Source organism: Nocardia vinacea NBRC 16497 (assembly GCF_000308835.1).
Taxonomy (GTDB): Bacteria; Actinomycetota; Actinomycetes; order Mycobacteriales; family Mycobacteriaceae; genus Nocardia; species Nocardia vinacea.
The window spans coordinates 56,022-74,417 of record NZ_BAGN01000069.1 but is presented as its reverse complement, the minus strand read 5'-3'; the positions used below and the strand labels follow the sequence as shown (position 1 = coordinate 74,417).

Sequence of the window (18,396 nt, the reverse complement as noted above, 5' to 3'; positions counted from 1 at the left end):
GTGAGCATCAGCAGCAGCGTATTGACGATCAGATTCTGTTGCGGTTCGATTCCCGCGCCATACAAGATGGCGAGTTGATGAATCAGCTCCGACTCGTCGAGCCGGGTTGGATGTTCGAGTAGTCGCGTTGTGATGTCATCACCGGGTTCGGCCCGTTTCAAGGCGATCAGGCCCAGCAAGGCCTCGCTGAGCATTTTGTTGCCTTGTTCGGCGTCGACCCCCTCGAAGATCGCGGCAGTCGCTTGCGCGACCTGCTGTCCGATCTCCGGTGGACAGCCCAGCATGGCGTTGATCGCGCCGAATGCGAGCGGTAAAGCGTATTGGCTGATCAGGTCCGCCGTACCGGACGCGCTGAAGGCCTCGATCAGTGGTACGGCGATGGACTCCACGGTGGCATGCAGGGCATGGAGATCAGCCCCATCGATGGCCGCGGCGATGGCCTGCCGATAGCGGGTGTGTTCGTGACCGGCACTGCGCAGTGCGTTCGGACGCCACTCGAGTATCGGCCGCACCGGACATTCGACGGGGATCGTCTGCTCCCAGCCCCGTGGATCAGCGGGGAAACGGTCTGGATCGTTCAAGATGCGCACTGCGGTGTAGTAATCGAGCACCAGGGTCGCGGGCACTCCCGGCGCGAGTTCCACCGGCGCCATCGCGCCGTAGCGGCTACGCATCTCGCGATAAGCGGTGTGTGGATCGGCGGCGAATGCCGGGGAATGCATCGGAACGAAGTCACCATCGCCCCCGGCGGGCGATACGTGGTGCGGAACCGGACAAGTATCGGTGTCGGGTGGGGGATGTTGCGTGGTCAAAAGCGAAACTCCAAACGCTGGCCATGTCACGCAGGCAAGTGGTGGGTCGGGGTAACGATCGCGCAATAGGTAGGTCCCGAACATCGGTAGATCCACGGGCATCTCGGCACCGCGGCCCAGCGAGCACCGGTCGGTCGCTACCGATGCCAAGCCCCTACCCAACGGTGAATCATCACTCAGTGAGCCGGGACACGTGCCATTCGGTTGGACCGACAGCGCCACAGTTGTTCGTCGTAGCCGACGGGTTCACTCGGTTGCGCGATCGGGAGGTCGTCGCCGATGTCGACGAGTTGGGCAATGGTGAGCTGGCGTACCGAATATCCGGGATACGGATAGAGCAACAATGATGTCGGTGTGTATTCGCCGCCGTAGCTCAACGTGCGTACGGTAACTTCCGCCGCACCGCCGGATGCGAGCCTGCCGCCGAGCTCGACCAATCGAGCACGATCACCGGGATGGAACACATCGACCGGCCGGAACAGGTAATCCCACCGGACCCACGGGGCAGGGTCGGTGAGCCAATGGGAGATGGTGGCGTGCTCGAGTTGCACGATAGCCAGATAAGTCCCGGCACGGCGGTGGGCTTCCCGCAGCCCGACGTGATCGAGAGTCGGTGCCGGCGGGGGCATGGTGTCCGAGGTCATGTCTTCGATCAACCACCAGGCGCCGCGGGTGCGTTCGTCATCGCGAGCCCGCATGGTGATCCGCCATTGCCCTCGTCGTGCGGACCCACTGGTCACGATCACGTCGAACTGGAGCTTGTGCCCCGGCACCGGACCGTAGAGCAGATCGAGCACCTCCACATGTCGATCGAATCTCGAAATCCGATGGAACAGTTCGGCAATGGAACGTCGCGGCACATACTCTTGGGCCTCGACACCGCACAACTGCCGAAGGCCGATGGGCTGGTGGATCTGCTGCGTATCGAGTTCCCAGATCAGACCGACCGCCGGGCGCAATGGCGGGATCGGCGCCGCGGCGGGACCGAGCCACAACCGCACCGCGTGCACATCGCCGGCCGGACCGAGCACCGGCCGTAGCATCAGTGTGTGCGGTCCAGCCCCGGTCGGGATGGTCAGATCCATGTCCTCGCCCCGAAGGTTCACCAAGCGGATCATCCCGGTGATATCGCGGGTCGTGAGAGTGTCATAGAGCGCCGGACTCTTCGCCAGCATTCGCTGCACAACACGGTCGCAACTGGCGAAACTACGCGGCGCGTCCCCCATCGAAGCCACCGAAGCGACCCCCGGGGCCAACGTCTCCACCGTCACCCACGGAATCATCACATTCCCTCCGCCCCAACCGTTCCCATGCGACTTGTCTGCACGTCGGTTCAGTATTCCCAGATAGGGGAGGTGTCGACATCGGGTGCTGCCAGGTGAGCAGCCGCGTTGATTACCTAGGTGTGTGGGCGCGCCGCAGACGCGAAAGGGCGTCGGCCGCAGGATCGCCGGACGCATCCGGCCCTCGAGGGCCTCGGGGCACGAAGCGGACGGGCGCGGTACCGCAGAATCTCGATCGCCATTCTGCCGAAGCAGCCGCCCGAATGCTCGACCTGTATTCGCACCTGTGGGAAGGCGAACCGCTACATCCGAACCAGCGCGTCTCCTCATCGCCGAAGTTTCTCGGCGCCGAACACACTGAGCGAAGCGCTGGCTATCCACGAGTGCGACTACCAGCAAACCACTCCGACTAGCGATCGACCTCAGCTTGGCCGGCGTCTCCTAACGCTGTCAGGATGCGATCCAACTTCCAACCGATGTCAGCGAACCGGTCATTGATCTCAGCCCTGAGACTGCCGATCTCTTCGATAACCGCGTCATGGTTGCGCGCCACGTTCGCGTCCAATGCGACAAGGTCGATCGGCGAACCAGTTTTCGCCCTCGTCTCCGCTTGCTGCATCGTCAACACAGCCACGAGCGCCTCGAGGTTGGCAACCCGATCCTCCAACGGCGCTGGCATTCAACATTCTCTCGAACATCATCGGACCGACGATGCCCAAGTGAGGGAACGGGATTCCGGCCCGCTCTCATCCCTCTCTGAGCCCCACTCGCTGTTTCCGTCGGGGTGACAGGATTTGAACCTGCGACCCTCCGCTCCCAAAGCGGATGCGCTACCAAGCTGCGCTACACCCCGTGACCTCGCGGCGAAAGACGGTGCCGACGAGGATGAATCCTGCGTGGAGCGGGTGACGGGAATCGAACCCGCACCATCAGCTTGGAAGGCTGAGGTTCTACCATTGAACTACACCCGCAGGCATACGACATCTGATGGGATCGCCACGATGTCGTGTGCGAACCGACTGTACCGAATCGGGCCTCGGATGCGCCAATCAGCCCCCACCAAAGCGCTCAGCGGGGCCGATATGCCCACGATCCGGACCGCCAACAGTAGCCAACCGCTATCACTGATCACGTCGAGTCGGCGAGTGAGCCGGAAACCTCCCTTTTCGGCGTGCTGTCGGCGTGTCGGTCCGCGACTTCCCGGCGAACAGATTGATGTGTAACGCCGGCGGCCCGACAGCGATGACATACCCGATCGCCATTCGCGAGGGACCGATAACTCGTTATAAAACAGCGTTTTTCAGTGCCGAGTGGCTTGCTAGGATCCTTTTTGCCGGACGGGGGTATCTGGAAAGGGGGCGGTGAGCGTGCACCAAGCGAGGTGGACACAACCGCGTAGCAGTGGGAACGATCGGGGTGACGCCGGCACCTGCGTGGGAACAGGGCACCCGGGTACCGACATCACCCGTGGCGGGTGAGTGCGATGTCTGCGGATATCGAGCCACCCGTAGCGCAGATGGCAGGCGCGTGGGCGCGTGCGGTCTGCGCGGAACCGGGATCACACGCGTCACCACAACAGTTGCAGCCGGTATTGGTCGAGATCATCGAGCGGCTGCTGTTGCTGGCCAGGTCCGAGCCCTTTCCGGTGCCCGAGGCGCGGAACTTGGGCGCGCGACTGGTCGAGGCGCCGTTCGAACGGACCAGAATGCTGGCCCAGGCCACCCGCTGGCTGCTCGGCTTCCCGGCGGGGGCGCCCGGGTCGCTGGTCGCCACGCGCTGGCCGCTGGTGGCCAGTCAGGCCATCGACAGCTATGCCCAGGCGCTGCAGGAGCGGGCGCTGGCCCAGCAGGAGCAACACATTTCGGCCGCGGTGTCGTTGCGGGTGCAGGAGATCGCCGCGCTGCAGCATCGGCTGCGGCACGAGGCCACCCATGACGCGCTGACCGATCTGGCCAACCGGACGCTGCTGCAGGACAAGGTGCGGCTGATGACGGCCGACCCGAACCGCGGCGTCGGCCTGCTGCTGATCGACCTGGACCGGTTCAAGCAGATCAACGACAACTACGGACATGCCGTCGGCGACGAGGTGCTCGTCGAGCTCGCTCGCAGGCTGCGTGAGATCTGCCCGCCGGATACCGTCATCTGCCGTTACGGCGGTGACGAATTCGTGCTCGCCACCAACCCGTTGCACAACACGCTCGGCGAAATCGCGCATCGCATCGTCGTCGCGCTGCGGGATCCGGTGTGGTCGACGGCCGGTCCGGTGCCGGTCTCGGCCAGTGTCGGCACCGCATACTGTCCGCCGGGCGACTCCTGTGATTTCACCGATCTGCTGCGTCGCGCCGATCGCGCGATGTATTCGGCGAAGACCGCGGGCGGACGCCGCTTCGCCCTCGCCGACTCCGATAAACCCGAAATCAAGGCCGTCGCAGGCTGATCCGATACCGGCCCTCTGGTCACCCCCAGCGGGCCGGTCCGGTCAGCTGGCGGGGTGCAGGAAACCTTGTACAAGCGACACGAGTTCGGCGGGCTTCTCGAAGAACACCACATGGCCGCTGTCGATTTCGGCGTATCGGCTGTTCGGGATCGCGGCGTGCAGGTCACGGGCGTGGGTGACCGGTACCAGCTGGTCCTGGGTGCAGCCGATCACCAATGTCGGTGCGACGACACCGCTCAGCTCGTCCCGGATGTCCACTTCGAGGTTCACCTCGATCTGCCGCAGCGTTCCGGGTTCGGGTTTCGTGGCGCGCAATTGCGCCAGACCCGCATGGCCGAGTCCACTCAGGAATGCCGGGCTGAACGCCAGCAGCGGGCCGAATGCGGAGGCCATTTCGGGACCGGCCTCCAATGAGGCCGCCCAGCCGTGCAGGGTGAGCAGTTGCCGGGGATCCTCCGTCACCGACCAACCCGCCACCAGGACGAGCCTGCGCACCAGGTCGGGACGCCGCCCCGCGACCGCCGCCGCGACGACCGCGCCGAGGGAGAACCCCACCAGGTCGACCGGGCCGGTCGATGCATCCTCGATGGCCGCGATGATCTGCGCGACCAGCAGGTCCAGGGTCAGTCGACCGTCGGGTGTGGTGGTTTCGCCACTGCCCGCATAGTTCGGTGCGACAACGGTGTGGCGATCGGTGAACTCGGAGATGAGGTGCCCGAAATTGGATTCGGCACTCATGCTGGTGCCGTGGACGAGGACCAATCCTGGTCCGGCACCGGAGACGGAGTAGTGAACATCGGTATCCGAGACACGGACGACGGGCATAGTGGGACCTTTCGATAAGGGGATCAGATATCCAGGACCAGGCGCGGGGTGTGGGCGCGTGAGCGGCAGATCATCATCACGTCGGTGTCCTGTGCGGTGAGGATGCTGTCGCGATGGTCGGGGATACCGTCCAGGACAACGGTTTCGCAGGTGCCGCAGGTGCCTTCGCGGCAGGAGGACAAGACCGCGATACCGGCCTGTTCGATGGCGTCGAGGACGGAAGTATTCGCCGGGATGTGCACGGTGACACCGGATTGCGCGCATTCGACCTCGAAGGCGGAATCCGCAGTCACTTCGGTCGGCTTCGGTGCGAACCGCTCGAGGTGCAAGGCATCGGCGGGCCAGGTTGCCGCGCAGCGGCTTTCGACGGCCGCCAGCAGCGACTCCGGACCGCAGCAGTACACCAGCGTGCCCGGTTCCGGCCTGGAGAGGATGGCGTCGAGATCGAGCGGACCGCTCTCGCTCTGCGGACGCACCTCGATCGGCCCGAGCGCCAACAGTTCGGATAGGTAGGCCATGCTCGCGCGGGTGCGGCCGCCGTAATGCAGGCTCCACTCGCCGCCCCGACCCGCGACGGTGCGGATCATCGGCAGCAGCGGTGTAATGCCGACACCACCGGCGATGAACAGATAGCGTTCCGCGTCTCGGAGCGGGAAGTTGTTGCGGGGACCTCGGATTCGCAGACGCTCGCCTGCTGTCAGCTGGTCGTGAACGTAGGCCGATCCGCCACGGCCGCTCGCCGCACGCAGGACCGCGACCGTCAATCGGTCGTGGTCGTCGGGATCGCCGCACAACGAGTACTGGCGCACCAGGTCCGGGCGCAGGATCAGGTCGATGTGGGCGCCCGGCTGCCATTTCGGGGTGTGTCCGTCCGCCACGGCGAGGGTGAGTTCGACGATGCCGTCGGCGAGGGTGCGGCGGTCGGTGACGGTGACGGTGTATTCCGGTTCGGCGGTCATGCTCCGGCTCCGATCAGGGTCGCGGGCCGCGGATCGGGCGCGCGGTCGTGGTGACCGTCGGGGTGGGCGAGCAACCACTGCCAGATCTCGATCGGGTCATCGGCGATCCGGGTTGCGCCGCAATGGCATCGGCCGAGCAGCTGATCGCTGCCCGGAAACCACTGCACGCGGTGGCAGGCAGCCGCGGTCATGCTCGGGTCGCTTCGGTCCGGGTGAGCTCGGCGATCAACCGACGTGCCGCCAGCGCGCCGGTGTCGATATTGATCGACAGCTCCTGGTAGGTGCCCCCGGCGCGTTCCTCCGCGGCGATGACCTCCTCGACCAGGTTCAGCGCTACCACGTCCTGCATGACCACGGTGTGATTGCTCTTGTGCAGGTAGTCGGTCACGTCCTGGTCGTCGATCGCGAAATCCCTTGCCACCATCCAGAAGTCGTGTACCGAATGCTCGGTTTCCGGAGTGAGGGCGTAGACGATTTCGGTGTGGAACGCGCCGGGATCGGTGTCGGCGCCGTGTCCGGGCAGGTAGCCCTCGGGCGGATAGTTGCCCTGTGGCGCGACGCGACTGTGCAACCGGTACAGGCACGGCGGCTGGAACTCGATGTCCTGCCAGCGGGTGATGCGCCCGGTGATACCGGTCGAATTGGCATAGAACGGCGGGCATTCGGCATCGTCCATATGCCTGCTCACCCGCACTACACCGGCTGCCTGGTCGACCTCGGTGGTGATCGGCGTCTCCGCGACCTCGGGTGTGCCGATATAGCCGCCGTGCAAATAGGTTTCGTGGGACAGGTCCATCAGATTGTCCATCAGCAGCGCATGCCTGGCCCGGATGGTCTCCAGGCCGCGGATGGTGGTCCAACCCTGCTGCACCAGCCACGGTGCGCGCGGGATCGCGGCCGGGTCGGCCGATTCGCGGTCGCCGATCCACACCCAGACGAACGAATCCTGTTCCACCACAGGGTAAGAGGCCACACGGGCGCTACGGGGAATGCGGGTCTGTGCGGGCACCGCGACACAGGCGCCGGTGCGGTCGTAGGTGAAGCCGTGGTAACCGCAGACGACACGGTCACCGACCAGCCGCGACTCCGACAGCGGGTAGCGGCGATGGATGCAGCGGTCCGACAGTGCCGCCACCGCACCGTCCTCGGTCCGGTAGAACACCAGTGGCTCGTTGCAGATGGTCCGCGCGAACAGGTCGCGGCCGATCTCCTGGCTATAGGCGGCCACATACCACTGGTTGCGGGCAATTGCGGTTGTCGGGCTCATCGGAATGCTCCTGAATGTGATCCCCCTGGCGGGCTGTGCGGTCCATCGTGTGGGCCGCCGATGCGTGAGCCAAGACACACTTCCGTCGAACGGAAGTCAGCGCCCGCCACCCAACTGCCTGGTGATGCCGTGAGCCGCGGTGCGCACCGCCGGAGCCCACATGGCCCGGCGGGAATCGCCTGCCGGTACGACAATCGACAGCGCCGCCGCGACCTGACCATCCGAACCGAAAATCGGTGCGGCGACGGAATATCCGTCGAGGGTCACCTGTCCGTCGCTGATCGCGACACCGGTGCGGCGCACCTCGGCCAGTGCCCGCCGCAGCACCTCGGGCGTGCTGATCGTCTTCGTAGTGAATACCGCCAGCGGCCGGTCGGCGACCTTGTCCACGATCTCGGCGGGAGCGTAGGCCAGGATGGCCAGCCCGACGCCGGTTGCGTGCATCGGCCAGCGTGCACCCACTCGGGTGCGCACGAATACGGCGTCGCGGCCTGCGAGGAATTCGACATAGACCACTTCGGTGCCGTCGCGGACCGCCAGCTGCACGTTCTGGTGCGTCGCCTCGTAAAGGTCTTCCATGAATGGCAGCGCGACATCACGGATCGGCCTGGCACGCGGGCAGTAGGAGGCGATCTCCACCATGCGCAAACCGATCTGATACCCGCCGCTGACGGCCCGATCCAGCGCACCCCATTGCACGAGATCGACAACGTGGCGATAGACCGTTGTCTGCGGAAGACCGGTGCGCTCGGCCAACTCCGACAGCTTCAACACCGGGTGGGCGTTGTCGAACGCCTCCAGCAGAACCAGTGCGCGGGCCAGCACCGACGACTGGGTCATCGCCGAAGCCCGTCAGGACAGCGCATGCCAGGCCCGGACCAGCGCCGAGCGGAAATCATCGGCCTGCTCGGCCGTCATACCGCTGATCATCTGCTGTTCCACCGCGTCGACCTCGGCGGCGACATCGGCAAGCAACCGCCGCCCCGCCTCGGTGAGATGGATCAGCAGCTCGCGCCGGTTGCGTGAGTTGCGTTCGCGCGCAATGAGTCCGCGACTCTCCAGAGCGCGGACCACATCGGCGACGGACTGTGCCGTGACGAACGAATCCCGCGCCAGCTGCGCTGCCGGTAAGCCGTCGTGCCGCTCCAGCACGGTCAGCGCGGTGTACTGCAATGTGGTGATCCCGACCGGACGCAGCAGCTCGTCCAGGCGCGCCCGAACCGCCAGCTCGACCCTTTTCACCGCGTACAGCAGCGAGGTCTGACTGCCCGGCAGCCGGCTTGCGGTCGGCTTCGCCTCCGAGATCGTCACCAGCGGCACTCTCCTCACTTCTGCGTCGTCGCGGTCGCCGAACCGGGGTGTTCGGCGAAATCGAGAATAGACCATTGACAGGAATCCTGTCAGTAGCGAATAGTGGCTGACATCACTAAAACCATCAGGTTTCCTGTTGATGAGAGCAGGCGCATCTCGGCCGAGCGGCCGGAATCGTCGGGACGGGACCCAGGCAGCATGAGCACGAACGACAACATCGACGGACAGCTGTACATCGACGGCAAATGGCGGAACCCCGCATCGGGGAGCCGCAGCGATGTGGTGGACCCGTCGACCGGTCGGGTCATCGGCACCGTCGCCGAGGCCGACCGCACCGACGTCGACGACGCGGTCGCCGCCGCACGCGCGGCATTCACCGGTGCCGAATGGGGCGGCCGCAGCGGCCGGGAACGCGCCCGCATCCTGCTCCGAGTTGCCGAGCTGGTGCGCGAGAACGCCGACGAGCTCGTCCGGCTGGAGAGTCTCGACGTCGGGAAGCCGGTCACCCTGTGCCGATCGGTGGACGTCTCGACCACCATCGAACAGTACGAGTACTGTGCCGCGCTCGCGCAGACCATCGACGGTGCTACTCGCCGCACGCCGCTACCCGCGTTCGCCTATACCCGCCGCGATCCACTGGGTGTGGTCGCCGCCATCACGCCGTTCAATTTTCCGCTGATCCTGTCGACCTCCAAGATCGCGCCCGCGCTCGCCGCGGGCAATGTCATCGTCCACAAGCCCGCCGAAGAAACGCCGCTCAGCGCCCTGTTCATGGCGACGCTGTTCGAACGGGCCGGCGTGCCTGCGGGTGTGGTCAACGTCGTCACCGGCTCCGGGCCGGTGGTGGGTGCGGCGCTGTTAGAGCATCCGGGCGTGGACAAGATCGCGTTCACCGGATCCACCGAGATCGGCCGGCGCGCAGCGAGTGCGGCCGGTGCGGCGTTGAAGCCGGTGACCATGGAACTCGGCGGCAATGCCGCGCAGATCGTATTCGCCGACGCCGACGTCGAGAAGGCCATCGGCGCGATCATCAAGGGTTTCGTTTTCAATACCGGGCAGTTCTGCATGGGCGGTCCACGGCTGCTGGTCGCTCGGCCGCTCTACGAGACCGTCGTCGGCATCCTCGCCGAGGCCGTCGCAGGCGTACGCGTCGGCGACCCTCGCGATCCGGCGACCGTGGTAGGACCGATGGCCGCGGAACGGCACGTCGCGAAGGTCGAAGAGTATGTCGCGCTGGCCCGCCGGGAGGGCGGCCGGGTGGTGTGCGGTGGTGAACGCCTGGATCTCGACGGCGGCTATTACTACCAGCCAACCGTGATCGCGGACCTCGCCGACGACTCCCGCGTGGTGCAGGAGGAGATCTTCGGACCGGTGCTCACGGTGCAGGCCTTCGACACCGAGGACGAAGCGATCGCGCTGGCCAACGGCACGCGCTACGGACTCGCGTCCGGCCTGCACACCACCGATCTCGCCCGCGCACACCGCGTCGCCGACAAATTGCAGGCCGGAATCGTGTGGGTCAACGACTGGGCGATGCTCGACCCGGCCATGCCGTTCGGCGGTGTCAAGGACTCCGGCTTCGGACGTGAATACGGACCCGAGGCCCTCGCGTCCTACACCAAGGTCAAATCCGTTGTCATCGCACTCGATTGAATCCGCAAGGACACCTAGCATGACCACCACCACCTGGGCAGCCGTCGTCGAATCCGGCGGTGCGCCGTTCACCCTCTCCGCGATCGAACTCGATGAACCGCGACCGCACGAGGCGATCGTGCGCATGGTCGCGGCCGGCGTCTGCCACACCGACCTGGGCGTCGCCAGTGGCGGACTGCCGTTCCCACTTCCCGGCGTCCTCGGTCACGAAGGCGCGGGCATCGTCGAACGCGTCGGATCCGAAGTCACCGGTGTCGTACCCGGTGATCACGTATTGCTGTCGTTCACCTCGTGCGGAGCGTGCACGAATTGTCGCGACGGCCACCCGGCCTATTGCGCGACCTGGTTGCCGCTCAACCTGATCGGCGGTGCGCGAGCCGATGACAGCCACACCATCACCCGCGACAACGCACCCATGGGCGGGCACTTCTTCGGGCAGTCGTCGTTCAGTCGACTCGCGCTCGTCGACGAGCGCAGCATGATCGTCGTCGACCCCGATGTGCCACTGGAATCGATTGCCCCGCTCGGGTGCGGAGTCCAGACCGGTGTCGGCGCGATCTGGAATGTCGTACAGCCCCGCCCGGGCTCGAGCGTTGTCGTACTCGGCGCCGGTGCGGTCGGATTGTCCGCGATTATGGCGGCCACCCTGTCACCGGCCACGACGATCATCGCCGTCGACAAGATCGCCGAACGTCTCGAACTGGCCCGGGAACTCGGCGCCACGCACATCATCGATGCGACGACGGCCGATGTCGCCACCGCGATCGCCGAAATCACCGGTGGCGCCGACGCCGTCGTGGAAACCACCGGCAGTACCGCCGTGCTGCGCACCGGCGCGGATGTCCTCGCCGCGCGCGGCACGCTGGTCATCGTCGGCGCACCACCGTTCGGCGCCGAGGTGGCGCTCGACGTCAACGCCATGCTGCCGGGCCGCAAGGTCGTCGGACTCACCCTGGGCGATAACGAAACCCGCACCGCCATACCGGCTTTGGTGTCGCTGGTGCGCAACGGGCGGCTCCCGATCGACAAGCTGATCACCCGGTACCCATTCGACGATATCGGGCAGGCCGTTGCGGATATGACCTCGGGCAAGGCGATCAAACCCGTCCTCATCTTCTGACCCCCCTTCGAAAGGAACATTGCATATGGATCTCACCGGCAAAGTCGCCATAGTCACCGGCAGCGGCCAGGGTCTCGGCCTCGCCTACGCCAAGGCTTTGGCCGCCGCCGGCGCGGCCGTCGTGGTCAACGACGTGGCCGCCGACCGCGCCGAGAAGGCCGCCGCCGAAATCGCCGAAACCGGCGGTCGGGCACTCGCGGTACCGGTCGCCGTCGGCACCACCGAGGCCGCGCAGACACTGGTCGCGGCGGCCGTCGACGCGTTCGGGCGACTGGATGCGATGGTGACCAATGCGGGCATCCTGCGCGACAAGGTGCTGTGGAATATGTCCGACGACGACTTCGACGCCGTCATCCACGTCCATCTGCGCGGCACCTTCACCTGCGTTCGGGAAGCGGTCAAACACTTCCGTCAGGCCGGTCACGGCGGGCGGGTCGTGCTCGCCGGATCCCCCGCCGGGCAGCGTGGCAATTTCGGCCAAACCAACTATGCGGCAGCCAAAGCCGGTATCGCGGCGATGGCGCGCACGTGGGCGATGGAATGTGCGAAGGCCGGAGTCACGGTCAATGCGATCATCCCCAACGCGGCGACCGCGATGACCGAGACCATTCCCTTCCTCGCCCCTTATGTCGAGGGAATGAAGAATGGTGAGCCGATCCCCTCGGTGGTGCGCCGCGCGGCGTCGTTCGGCACCCCGGAGGATGTCGCCGGGCTGGTGGTTTTCCTGGCCTCCGACGCGTCCGCCGAGATCACGGGCCAATGCATCGGGATCGGCGGCGACCGGTTGTCGCTCTGGTCGCATCCGAGCGAAATCCGCAGCGCCTTCCTCGACGGCGGCTGGACCGCCGACGCGATCGCCGAGGCGTTCGACTCCTCGATCGGTGAGCAGCTCGAAACCTACGGCATCCCGCTGCCCAAGATCCCGACCACCGCGCAGCAGCTGTCATGAGTCTGGACCTGGACCAACTCGTCGCGATCGACGTGCACACGCACGCCGAAACCGATGGCTGCGGCCACTATTCGCTACCGGACCAGCTCCGGGCAGGTGCCGACGCCTACTTCGGCGCCGAATCCGGCCCGCCGACCATCGACGAGATGGCCGCCTACTACCGGGAACGCCGCATGGCCGCGGTCGTATTCACCGTCGACGCCGAAGCCGCACTCGGCCACCGGCGGATCAGCAATGAAGACATCGCCACCGCGGCCGCCGCGCACAGCGACGTCCTCATCCCGTTCGCCAGCATCGATCCGGCCAGAGGAAAGGCAGGACTGGCCGAAGCCCGGCGGCTGGTCGTCGAGCACGGGGTCCGCGGCTTCAAATTCCATCCGAGCGTGCAGGCTTTCCGGCCCGACGATCATGCCGCCTACCCGCTCTACGAGACCATCAGCGAACTCGGGGTGCCTGCCCTGTTCCACTCCGGTCAGACCGGAATCGGATCGGGACTCCCCGGTGGCGGCGGCATCCGGCTCAAGTACTCCAACCCCATGCTGCTCGACGATGTGGCGGTCGACTTTCCGGATCTGACGATCATCATCGCGCACCCGTCGTTTCCCTGGCAGGACGAAGCGCTGGCCGTGGCCACCCACAAACCCAACGTCTATATCGATCTTTCCGGGTGGTCGCCGAAATACTTTCCGCCGCAACTGGTCAAGTACGCCAACAGCCTGCTCAAACGAAAGGTGTTGTTCGGCTCCGACTTTCCGCTCATATCCCCCGATCGGTGGATGAAGGACTTCGAGCAACTCGATATCAAGGACGAGGTCCGGCCCCTGATCCTGCGTGAAAACGCCATCACCGCATTGGGGTTGAGGACGACATGATGGATCAGGGAATCGGCTCGTGGCCGCGTCGGCGGGCCCGGATGGAGCCCGATGCCATCGCTTTGATCCAACAGGACCGCCGCGTCGACTACGCCACCCTCGCCGATCGCGTGGACGCCCTCGCCGCGGCACTCGCCGACTTCGGCGTAGTGCCGGGCGACCGGGTCGCCTACCTGGGGCACAATGATATAGCGACCTTCGAAACTCTTTTCGCCACAATGCATCTCGGTGCCATCTTCGTCGCACTCAACACCCGGCTGGCGGCTGCGGAGATCGCCGGTCTGCTCGACGATGCCGACCCAGCGGTGTTCGTCACCGGTGCCGACACCGATGCGCTCGCACGAAGCTCCGCCACTCCGCACCTGCTGCAGCTGGGCGAGGAGTACGAGAACACGATTGCCGAACACACGGGCCGAACACCGCCCGCCCACGCGGTCGGACTCGACGACCCCGCATTGATCCTCTACACCTCCGGCACCACCGGCCGCCCCAAGGGCGCCGTGCTCACCCACGGCAATATCGTCTGGAACACCCTCAACCAGTTCGCCCACTTCAGTCTCGGCCGCGACGATGTCAGCCTGTGTTCCGCGCCGCTGTTCCACGTACTCGGCCTGGGCCAGATCACACTGCCGACCCTCTACGCGGGCGGAACAGTCGTTGTCATACCTAAATTCGATCCCAGCGAGTTCCTCGCCACCATCGAGCGCCAACGGGCCACAGCTTTCCCGCTCGCCCCGACCATGCTGAAAATGCTGTGCGAGGCGCCCGAGTGGGAGACCACCGATCTGTCGAGTGTCCGCTGCGTCGCCTTCGGCGGGTCCCCGGTCCTCGAACACGTGGCCAAGGCGTGGCTGGCCCGCGGCATCCAGGCCCTACAGGGCTACGGTATGACCGAGGCGGCACCCGGCGTGCTCATGGCGCTGCGCCACGGTGCCGACGCACATCCGGTATCCGCGGGTGTTCCGCACTTCTTCACCGATGTCGCGTTGCTCACCCCGACCGGCGAGATCATCGAGGGACCCGGACAGGGCGAACTACTCGTCAAGGGCCCCAACGTCTTTGCCGGATACTGGAATCGACCCGATGCCACCGAACAGGCGTTCATCGACGGCTGGTTCCGCACCGGCGATATCGTCCGCATCGACGATGACGGCTGGGCGCACATCGTCGACCGCGTCAAAGACATGATCATCTCCGGTGGCGAGAACATCTACCCCGTCGAGGTCGAGGCGGCCATCTGTCGCCTGGACGGCGTCGGCGACTGCGCGGTGGTCGCCGTGCCGGACGAGCGCTGGGGTGAGGTCGGATTGGCGTTCATCGTCGTCCGCGCCGGTCACGACATCGACGAAGACGCGATTCGCACCCATCTCGAAGCAAATCTCGCCCGATACAAGATCCCGAAGTACTACGTCTTCCGCGAGCAGTTGCCCCGCAACGCCCTCGGCAAGCTCCAGCGCCTGCTGCTCCGCGACGACGCTCGCCAAATGCGCGGGCTGACACCGTAATCCACAACAACCGAAGGAGCGCACCACATGGCGACCACCGTCGACAAACCCACCGACCTACTCGACCTGATCGGCACCGACCTCGGCACCAGCGACTGGCTCGAGATCCCGCAGCGCGATATCGACATGTTCGCCGAGGCCACCCACGACGAGCAGTGGATCCATGTCGATGTCGAACGCGCGAAGACCGGCCCCTTCGGCGGTACCATCGCCCACGGCTACCTGACCCTGTCGCTACTCATCCCACTCTGGTCGGAAATCCTCGTCATCGAAAACCGTGGCATGGCAATCAATTACGGCCTCAACAAGGTCCGCTTCCCAGCCCCCGTCCCCGCCGGCTCCAAGGTCCGCCTCACCGCCACCCTCGCCGACGCCACCGACCTCGGCGACGGCGCGGTCCAAGTCACCGTCGATGCCGTCATGGAACGCGAAGGCGCCGACAAACCGGTATGCATCGCCCAGATGGTGCACCGCTACTTCCGGTAGCGCTGAGGTTCAGCTGACCTGACAGGTGGGGCACCAGAAGAGATTTCGGCCCTCCAGCACACTGTGCGCGACGGGGGTGCCGCAGAGGCGGCAGGGTGCGCCGGGGCGGCGGTAGACGTAGGTGCGTGGGCGGTCGGCCGCGTAGGACGGTTCGCCGTGGTCGTGTTCGGGGCGGACGACGACCATCTTGCCGACCCGCACGCCCACCCGCATCAGCGCGACCAGATCGGTCCACATCGCGTCCCACTCGTCGGCAGTGAGCGCGGTGCCCGGTCGGTGTGGCGAAATGCCGTGCCGGAATAACAGTTCCGCGCGATACACATTTCCGACACCCGCGAGCACCTGCTGATCCATCAGCAGTGCGCCGATCGGCCTGCGCGAGCGATGAATTCGCCGCCAGGCCCGTTCGGGATCGGCGCCACGGCGCAGCGGATCCGGGCCGAGTCGCTCGGTCAGCGCCGTCACCTCGGCGTGGGTGTACACCTCGCAGGCGGTCGGGCCGCGCAAATCGGTGCCGTACAGGCGATCATCGGCCGACGCGTCACCGACGATCCGCATCCGTACCTGTCCGACCGGCTCACCCATCGGCAGCGGCACCTCGGTGAACACCCCGTACAACCCGAGATGTACATGTACCACCAGACCCGACTCGTAGTGGTGCAGAAGGTGTTTGCCCCACGCCTCGGCTCGCGTCAGCGCCTGTCCGTCGATGCGCGCGGCACCGGAGGCGAACTTGCCCTGCGGACTGGAGACGCGCACCACTCCCCCGGCAAAGCGTCGCTGGTGCAGCCGTGCGAGCCGATGCAGCGTATGCCCCTCAGGCACGGACATCCTCCCTGTTCCGTCGCCGATGCGACCCGATGCACCCGGGTCGCATTGCGGGACGACGGATTACGCGCTCAGTAGGCCGGAACGGCCGGGGCCACACCGGTCTTCTCGTAATCGGCCAGGATATCGATGCGGCGCTGGTGGCGCGGCTCCTCGGACCATTTGGTCGAGACGAACGCGTCCACGATCGCCAGCGCCTCCTCGGTGGAGTGCATGCGGCCGCCGATGCCGATCAGCTGGGCATTGTTGTGCTCACGGGCCAGCTGGGCGGTCTCCACGCTCCAGGCCAGGGCGCAGCGGGCACCGGGCACCTTGTTCGCCGCGATCTGCTCGCCATTGCCGCTGCCGCCGAAGACCAGCCCGAGGCTGCCCGGATCGGCGACGGTCCGGCGCGCCGCCTCGATGCAGAAGGCGGGGTAGTCGTCGAGTGCGTCGTATTCGAGGGCGCCGCAGTCGACGACCTCGTGGCCCGCCTGCTCCAGATGGGCCTTGACGTGATTCTTCAGTTCGAAACCAGCATGGTCGGCACCCAGGTATACGCGCATGGCTGCGATTGTGTCAGGCGTGTTTCGCGTGCCGCGCGGTGGGCGGTACCGCTGTCATGGTGCACCTGGCGACACCATCGATTCGGGATTGTGCTCCCTCGTGGCAACGGGCCCGCAACGCGATCGTTGGTGGCAGAAGTTCACCGCCGGTAAAGGACCGGTGCCGACGACCCGCTCGGCCAGCCTGTGCCTGCCCGACCCGGTGATCGTGGCGCCGAACCATTGAGTCGAAACGATGCGGCGTCCGTGCGGATATCGCACCATCGGGCCCAGCATTAACACCACTGGCCGCCACGGCGAATCGACAGGTATGTCAGCGGTGTTCGCGGCCACCGGTTGCCGACCGCACGGCAACAGCCCGAACCTCGTCCCCAGCAAATGAATAGAGTTCTTCGCATGCAGCCGCACGACTCCCAGCCGCCCCAGCAGCCGGGCGGACCCGCCGATCCCTATCCCGCTCTCGGCGGATGGGCGCAGGCTCAGGACGCGACCGGCACACCGAACACTTCGCCGCAGTACCCATCGTCGCCGCAATACCCCGCCGCGCCGTACCCCGGATTCCCCACACCCCACTACGGGCCCGCGCCGTACGGATACGGTGTGGCTCCGGTCCCGCCCGGTACGCCCCCGCAGCGGCAGCCGCGCGGCCTGTCCCCGTACGGCATGCCCGCACGGCACCCGTGGGAGATTCCGCTGCTGGTCGTCGTCTGTGTGATCACCACGTTCGCGATGCTGATCGCGGTGGCGGTGTGCATCGATCTCGTGCTGGATGGGAAGCAGCCGAATATCTACCTGATCATCCTGGTCTTCGCACCGATCGTGGTGTGGTTCCTGCGCGGTATGGGATACGCGGCCATGCGGGTCAACGGCGTCAAGATGTCGCCGACCCAGTTTCCGGAGGGCTATCAGCTGGTGGTCGAGGCGGCGGCCCGATTCGGGCTGGCCAAAGTGCCGGACGCATACGTCGTGCTCGGCAACGGCCAGATCAATGCCTTCGCCTCCGGTCACGGGTTCCGGCGCTATGTCGCGGTCTACAGCGACCTGTTCGAAATCGGCGGCGCCGCACGCGAACCCGAGGCTCTCGCCTTCATCATCGGTCACGAGGTCGGACATATCGCGGCCGGGCATACCTCGTACTGGCGTCAGCTCGGCATGTTCGTGGCACCGTCGCTGCCCATCATCGGCAGCTCGCTGATCCGGTCCCAGGAGTACACCGCCGACAACCACGGCTACTGCAACCGGCACGTCGGCGCACCCGGCGCCATGGGCACCCTCGCCGCGGGCAAGTACCTGAACAAGTTGGTCGGCTTCGATGAGATGGCCGATCGGGCCGCGGTCGAGAAGGGCTTCTTCGTCTGGATCAGCAATGCCATGTCCTCGCATCCGGTGCTGACCTGGCGGATGTGGGCCCTGCGCGACCGCAGCAGGCACGGCAAGCTGTTCTGGCGACCGAACCGACCGACTGGTACGCCATCGGCCGGTCCGTACCCGAGCAGCTACGGCGAGGTTCCGGCGTTGCCGCCGAAACCCGTGCCGTAGGTCCG

General features: G+C 66.0%; 19 protein-coding genes and 2 tRNA genes. 8 read left to right on the top strand and 13 right to left on the bottom strand.

Going from position 1 to position 18,396, the window contains the following annotated elements; genetic code table 11:
* The 5 genes from ON44_RS08370 to ON44_RS08350 form a co-directional block, all read right to left on the bottom strand.
* Window positions 1–722, bottom strand: a 722-nt coding sequence (locus ON44_RS08370) for a cytochrome P450 family protein (protein ID WP_169338045.1), incomplete at its 3' end; no start/stop codon positions are given.
* Between the two features lie 266 nt (window positions 723–988).
* On the bottom strand, window positions 989–2,095 hold the full coding sequence (locus ON44_RS08365) for a GAF domain-containing protein (protein WP_083897719.1): 1,107 nt from the start codon (window positions 2,093–2,095) through the stop codon (window positions 989–991).
* A 409-nt stretch (window positions 2,096–2,504) separates the two neighbouring features.
* Window positions 2,505–2,774, bottom strand: a complete 270-nt coding sequence (locus ON44_RS08360) for a hypothetical protein (RefSeq protein WP_040687631.1) — start codon at window positions 2,772–2,774, stop codon at window positions 2,505–2,507.
* Between the two features lie 100 nt (window positions 2,775–2,874).
* Window positions 2,875–2,948 (bottom strand) — tRNA-Pro (locus tag ON44_RS08355).
* Window positions 2,949–2,992: 44 nt separating this feature from the next.
* A tRNA-Gly gene (locus ON44_RS08350) sits at window positions 2,993–3,066 on the bottom strand.
* A 512-nt stretch (window positions 3,067–3,578) separates the two neighbouring features.
* Here ON44_RS08350 and ON44_RS08345 point away from each other — a divergent pair.
* Window positions 3,579–4,532, top strand: a complete 954-nt coding sequence (locus tag ON44_RS08345; RefSeq protein ID WP_040687629.1) for a GGDEF domain-containing protein — start codon at window positions 3,579–3,581, stop codon at window positions 4,530–4,532.
* A gap of 42 nt (window positions 4,533–4,574) precedes the next feature.
* Here ON44_RS08345 and ON44_RS08340 read toward each other — a convergent pair whose 3' ends face one another.
* The 6 genes from ON44_RS08340 to ON44_RS08315 all read right to left on the bottom strand — a co-directional run bounded on the left by ON44_RS08340 (window position 4,575) and on the right by ON44_RS08315 (window position 8,894).
* Window positions 4,575–5,357: an alpha/beta fold hydrolase gene (locus tag ON44_RS08340; RefSeq protein ID WP_040687628.1), complete on the bottom strand. Its 783-nt coding sequence runs from the start codon at window positions 5,355–5,357 to the stop codon at window positions 4,575–4,577.
* Window positions 5,358–5,380: 23 nt separating this feature from the next.
* Window positions 5,381–6,316: a PDR/VanB family oxidoreductase gene (locus tag ON44_RS08335; protein ID WP_040687626.1), complete on the bottom strand. Its 936-nt coding sequence runs from the start codon at window positions 6,314–6,316 to the stop codon at window positions 5,381–5,383.
* Window positions 6,313–6,507 (bottom strand): hypothetical protein, encoded by a 195-nt coding sequence (locus ON44_RS08330; protein ID WP_040687624.1) that lies wholly within the window; start codon window positions 6,505–6,507, stop codon window positions 6,313–6,315. Before ON44_RS08330 ends, ON44_RS08335 begins: the two co-directional genes overlap by 4 nt.
* Window positions 6,504–7,583 carry a Rieske 2Fe-2S domain-containing protein gene (locus ON44_RS08325; RefSeq protein ID WP_040687622.1) on the bottom strand — a complete coding sequence of 360 codons (1,080 nt, stop codon included), beginning with the start codon at window positions 7,581–7,583 and terminating at the stop codon, window positions 6,504–6,506. Before ON44_RS08325 ends, ON44_RS08330 begins: the two co-directional genes overlap by 4 nt.
* Window positions 7,584–7,679: 96 nt before the next feature.
* Entirely contained in the window at window positions 7,680–8,423 is a 744-nt protein-coding gene (locus ON44_RS08320) for an IclR family transcriptional regulator (protein WP_040687620.1), read from the bottom strand.
* 12 nt (window positions 8,424–8,435) lie between these two features.
* Window positions 8,436–8,894: a MarR family winged helix-turn-helix transcriptional regulator gene (locus ON44_RS08315; protein WP_218007536.1), complete on the bottom strand. Its 459-nt coding sequence runs from the start codon at window positions 8,892–8,894 to the stop codon at window positions 8,436–8,438.
* 198 nt (window positions 8,895–9,092) lie between these two features.
* Here ON44_RS08315 and ON44_RS08310 point away from each other — a divergent pair, with 198 nt between their 5' ends.
* The 6 genes from ON44_RS08310 to ON44_RS08285 are packed head-to-tail and all read left to right on the top strand — an operon-like array spanning window position 9,093 to window position 15,479.
* Complete coding sequence (locus ON44_RS08310) at window positions 9,093–10,547, top strand: aldehyde dehydrogenase family protein (RefSeq protein WP_040687618.1); 1,455 nt, start codon at window positions 9,093–9,095, stop codon at window positions 10,545–10,547.
* A 19-nt stretch (window positions 10,548–10,566) separates the two neighbouring features.
* Window positions 10,567–11,667, top strand: a complete 1,101-nt coding sequence (locus tag ON44_RS08305) for an NAD(P)-dependent alcohol dehydrogenase (RefSeq protein ID WP_040687617.1) — start codon at window positions 10,567–10,569, stop codon at window positions 11,665–11,667.
* Between the two features lie 25 nt (window positions 11,668–11,692).
* Window positions 11,693–12,616 (top strand): SDR family oxidoreductase, encoded by a 924-nt coding sequence (locus ON44_RS08300; RefSeq protein ID WP_040687615.1) that lies wholly within the window; start codon window positions 11,693–11,695, stop codon window positions 12,614–12,616.
* Entirely contained in the window at window positions 12,613–13,488 is an 876-nt protein-coding gene (locus ON44_RS08295; RefSeq protein WP_174415009.1) for an amidohydrolase family protein, read from the top strand. Before ON44_RS08300 ends, ON44_RS08295 begins: the two co-directional genes overlap by 4 nt.
* Window positions 13,485–14,993, top strand: coding sequence for an acyl-CoA synthetase (locus ON44_RS08290; protein WP_040687613.1), 1,509 nt, complete (start codon window positions 13,485–13,487; stop codon window positions 14,991–14,993). Before ON44_RS08295 ends, ON44_RS08290 begins: the two co-directional genes overlap by 4 nt.
* A 27-nt stretch (window positions 14,994–15,020) precedes the next feature.
* Window positions 15,021–15,479 carry a MaoC family dehydratase gene (locus ON44_RS08285; RefSeq protein ID WP_040687612.1) on the top strand — a complete coding sequence of 153 codons (459 nt, stop codon included), beginning with the start codon at window positions 15,021–15,023 and terminating at the stop codon, window positions 15,477–15,479.
* A gap of 9 nt (window positions 15,480–15,488) precedes the next feature.
* On the opposite strand, the gene ON44_RS08280 is transcribed toward ON44_RS08285, so the two are convergent.
* Window positions 15,489–16,304: an Fpg/Nei family DNA glycosylase gene (locus ON44_RS08280; protein WP_040687654.1), complete on the bottom strand. Its 816-nt coding sequence runs from the start codon at window positions 16,302–16,304 to the stop codon at window positions 15,489–15,491.
* 74 nt (window positions 16,305–16,378) lie between these two features.
* Window positions 16,379–16,852: a ribose-5-phosphate isomerase gene (locus tag ON44_RS08275; protein ID WP_040687611.1), complete on the bottom strand. Its 474-nt coding sequence runs from the start codon at window positions 16,850–16,852 to the stop codon at window positions 16,379–16,381.
* A gap of 396 nt (window positions 16,853–17,248) precedes the next feature.
* Here ON44_RS08275 and ON44_RS08265 point away from each other — a divergent pair, with 396 nt between their 5' ends.
* Window positions 17,249–18,391, top strand: a complete 1,143-nt coding sequence (locus ON44_RS08265; RefSeq protein ID WP_040687609.1) for a M48 family metallopeptidase — start codon at window positions 17,249–17,251, stop codon at window positions 18,389–18,391.
* Window positions 18,392–18,396: the final 5 nt, after the last annotated feature.

Excerpts from the sequence above, each read along its gene's own strand:
- ON44_RS08285 (WP_040687612.1), top strand. The coding sequence starts at position 15,021 with ATGGCGACCACCGTCGACAAACCCACCGACCTACTCGACCTGATCGGC.
- ON44_RS08290 (WP_040687613.1), top strand. The coding sequence starts at position 13,485 with ATGATGGATCAGGGAATCGGCTCGTGGCCGCGTCGGCGGGCCCGGATG.
- ON44_RS08295 (WP_174415009.1), top strand. The coding sequence starts at position 12,613 with ATGAGTCTGGACCTGGACCAACTCGTCGCGATCGACGTGCACACGCAC.
- ON44_RS08345 (WP_040687629.1), top strand. The coding sequence starts at position 3,579 with ATGTCTGCGGATATCGAGCCACCCGTAGCGCAGATGGCAGGCGCGTGG.
- ON44_RS08305 (WP_040687617.1), top strand. The coding sequence starts at position 10,567 with ATGACCACCACCACCTGGGCAGCCGTCGTCGAATCCGGCGGTGCGCCG.
- ON44_RS08325 (WP_040687622.1), bottom strand. The coding sequence starts at position 7,583 with ATGAGCCCGACAACCGCAATTGCCCGCAACCAGTGGTATGTGGCCGCC.
- ON44_RS08335 (WP_040687626.1), bottom strand. The coding sequence starts at position 6,316 with ATGACCGCCGAACCGGAATACACCGTCACCGTCACCGACCGCCGCACC.
- ON44_RS08320 (WP_040687620.1), bottom strand. The coding sequence starts at position 8,423 with ATGACCCAGTCGTCGGTGCTGGCCCGCGCACTGGTTCTGCTGGAGGCG.
- ON44_RS08265 (WP_040687609.1), top strand. The coding sequence starts at position 17,249 with ATGCAGCCGCACGACTCCCAGCCGCCCCAGCAGCCGGGCGGACCCGCC.
- ON44_RS08360 (WP_040687631.1), bottom strand. The coding sequence starts at position 2,774 with ATGCCAGCGCCGTTGGAGGATCGGGTTGCCAACCTCGAGGCGCTCGTG.
- ON44_RS08340 (WP_040687628.1), bottom strand. The coding sequence starts at position 5,357 with ATGCCCGTCGTCCGTGTCTCGGATACCGATGTTCACTACTCCGTCTCC.
- ON44_RS08300 (WP_040687615.1), top strand. The coding sequence starts at position 11,693 with ATGGATCTCACCGGCAAAGTCGCCATAGTCACCGGCAGCGGCCAGGGT.
- ON44_RS08310 (WP_040687618.1), top strand. The coding sequence starts at position 9,093 with ATGAGCACGAACGACAACATCGACGGACAGCTGTACATCGACGGCAAA.
- ON44_RS08365 (WP_083897719.1), bottom strand. The coding sequence starts at position 2,095 with ATGATTCCGTGGGTGACGGTGGAGACGTTGGCCCCGGGGGTCGCTTCG.
- ON44_RS08330 (WP_040687624.1), bottom strand. The coding sequence starts at position 6,507 with ATGACCGCGGCTGCCTGCCACCGCGTGCAGTGGTTTCCGGGCAGCGAT.
- ON44_RS08275 (WP_040687611.1), bottom strand. The coding sequence starts at position 16,852 with ATGCGCGTATACCTGGGTGCCGACCATGCTGGTTTCGAACTGAAGAAT.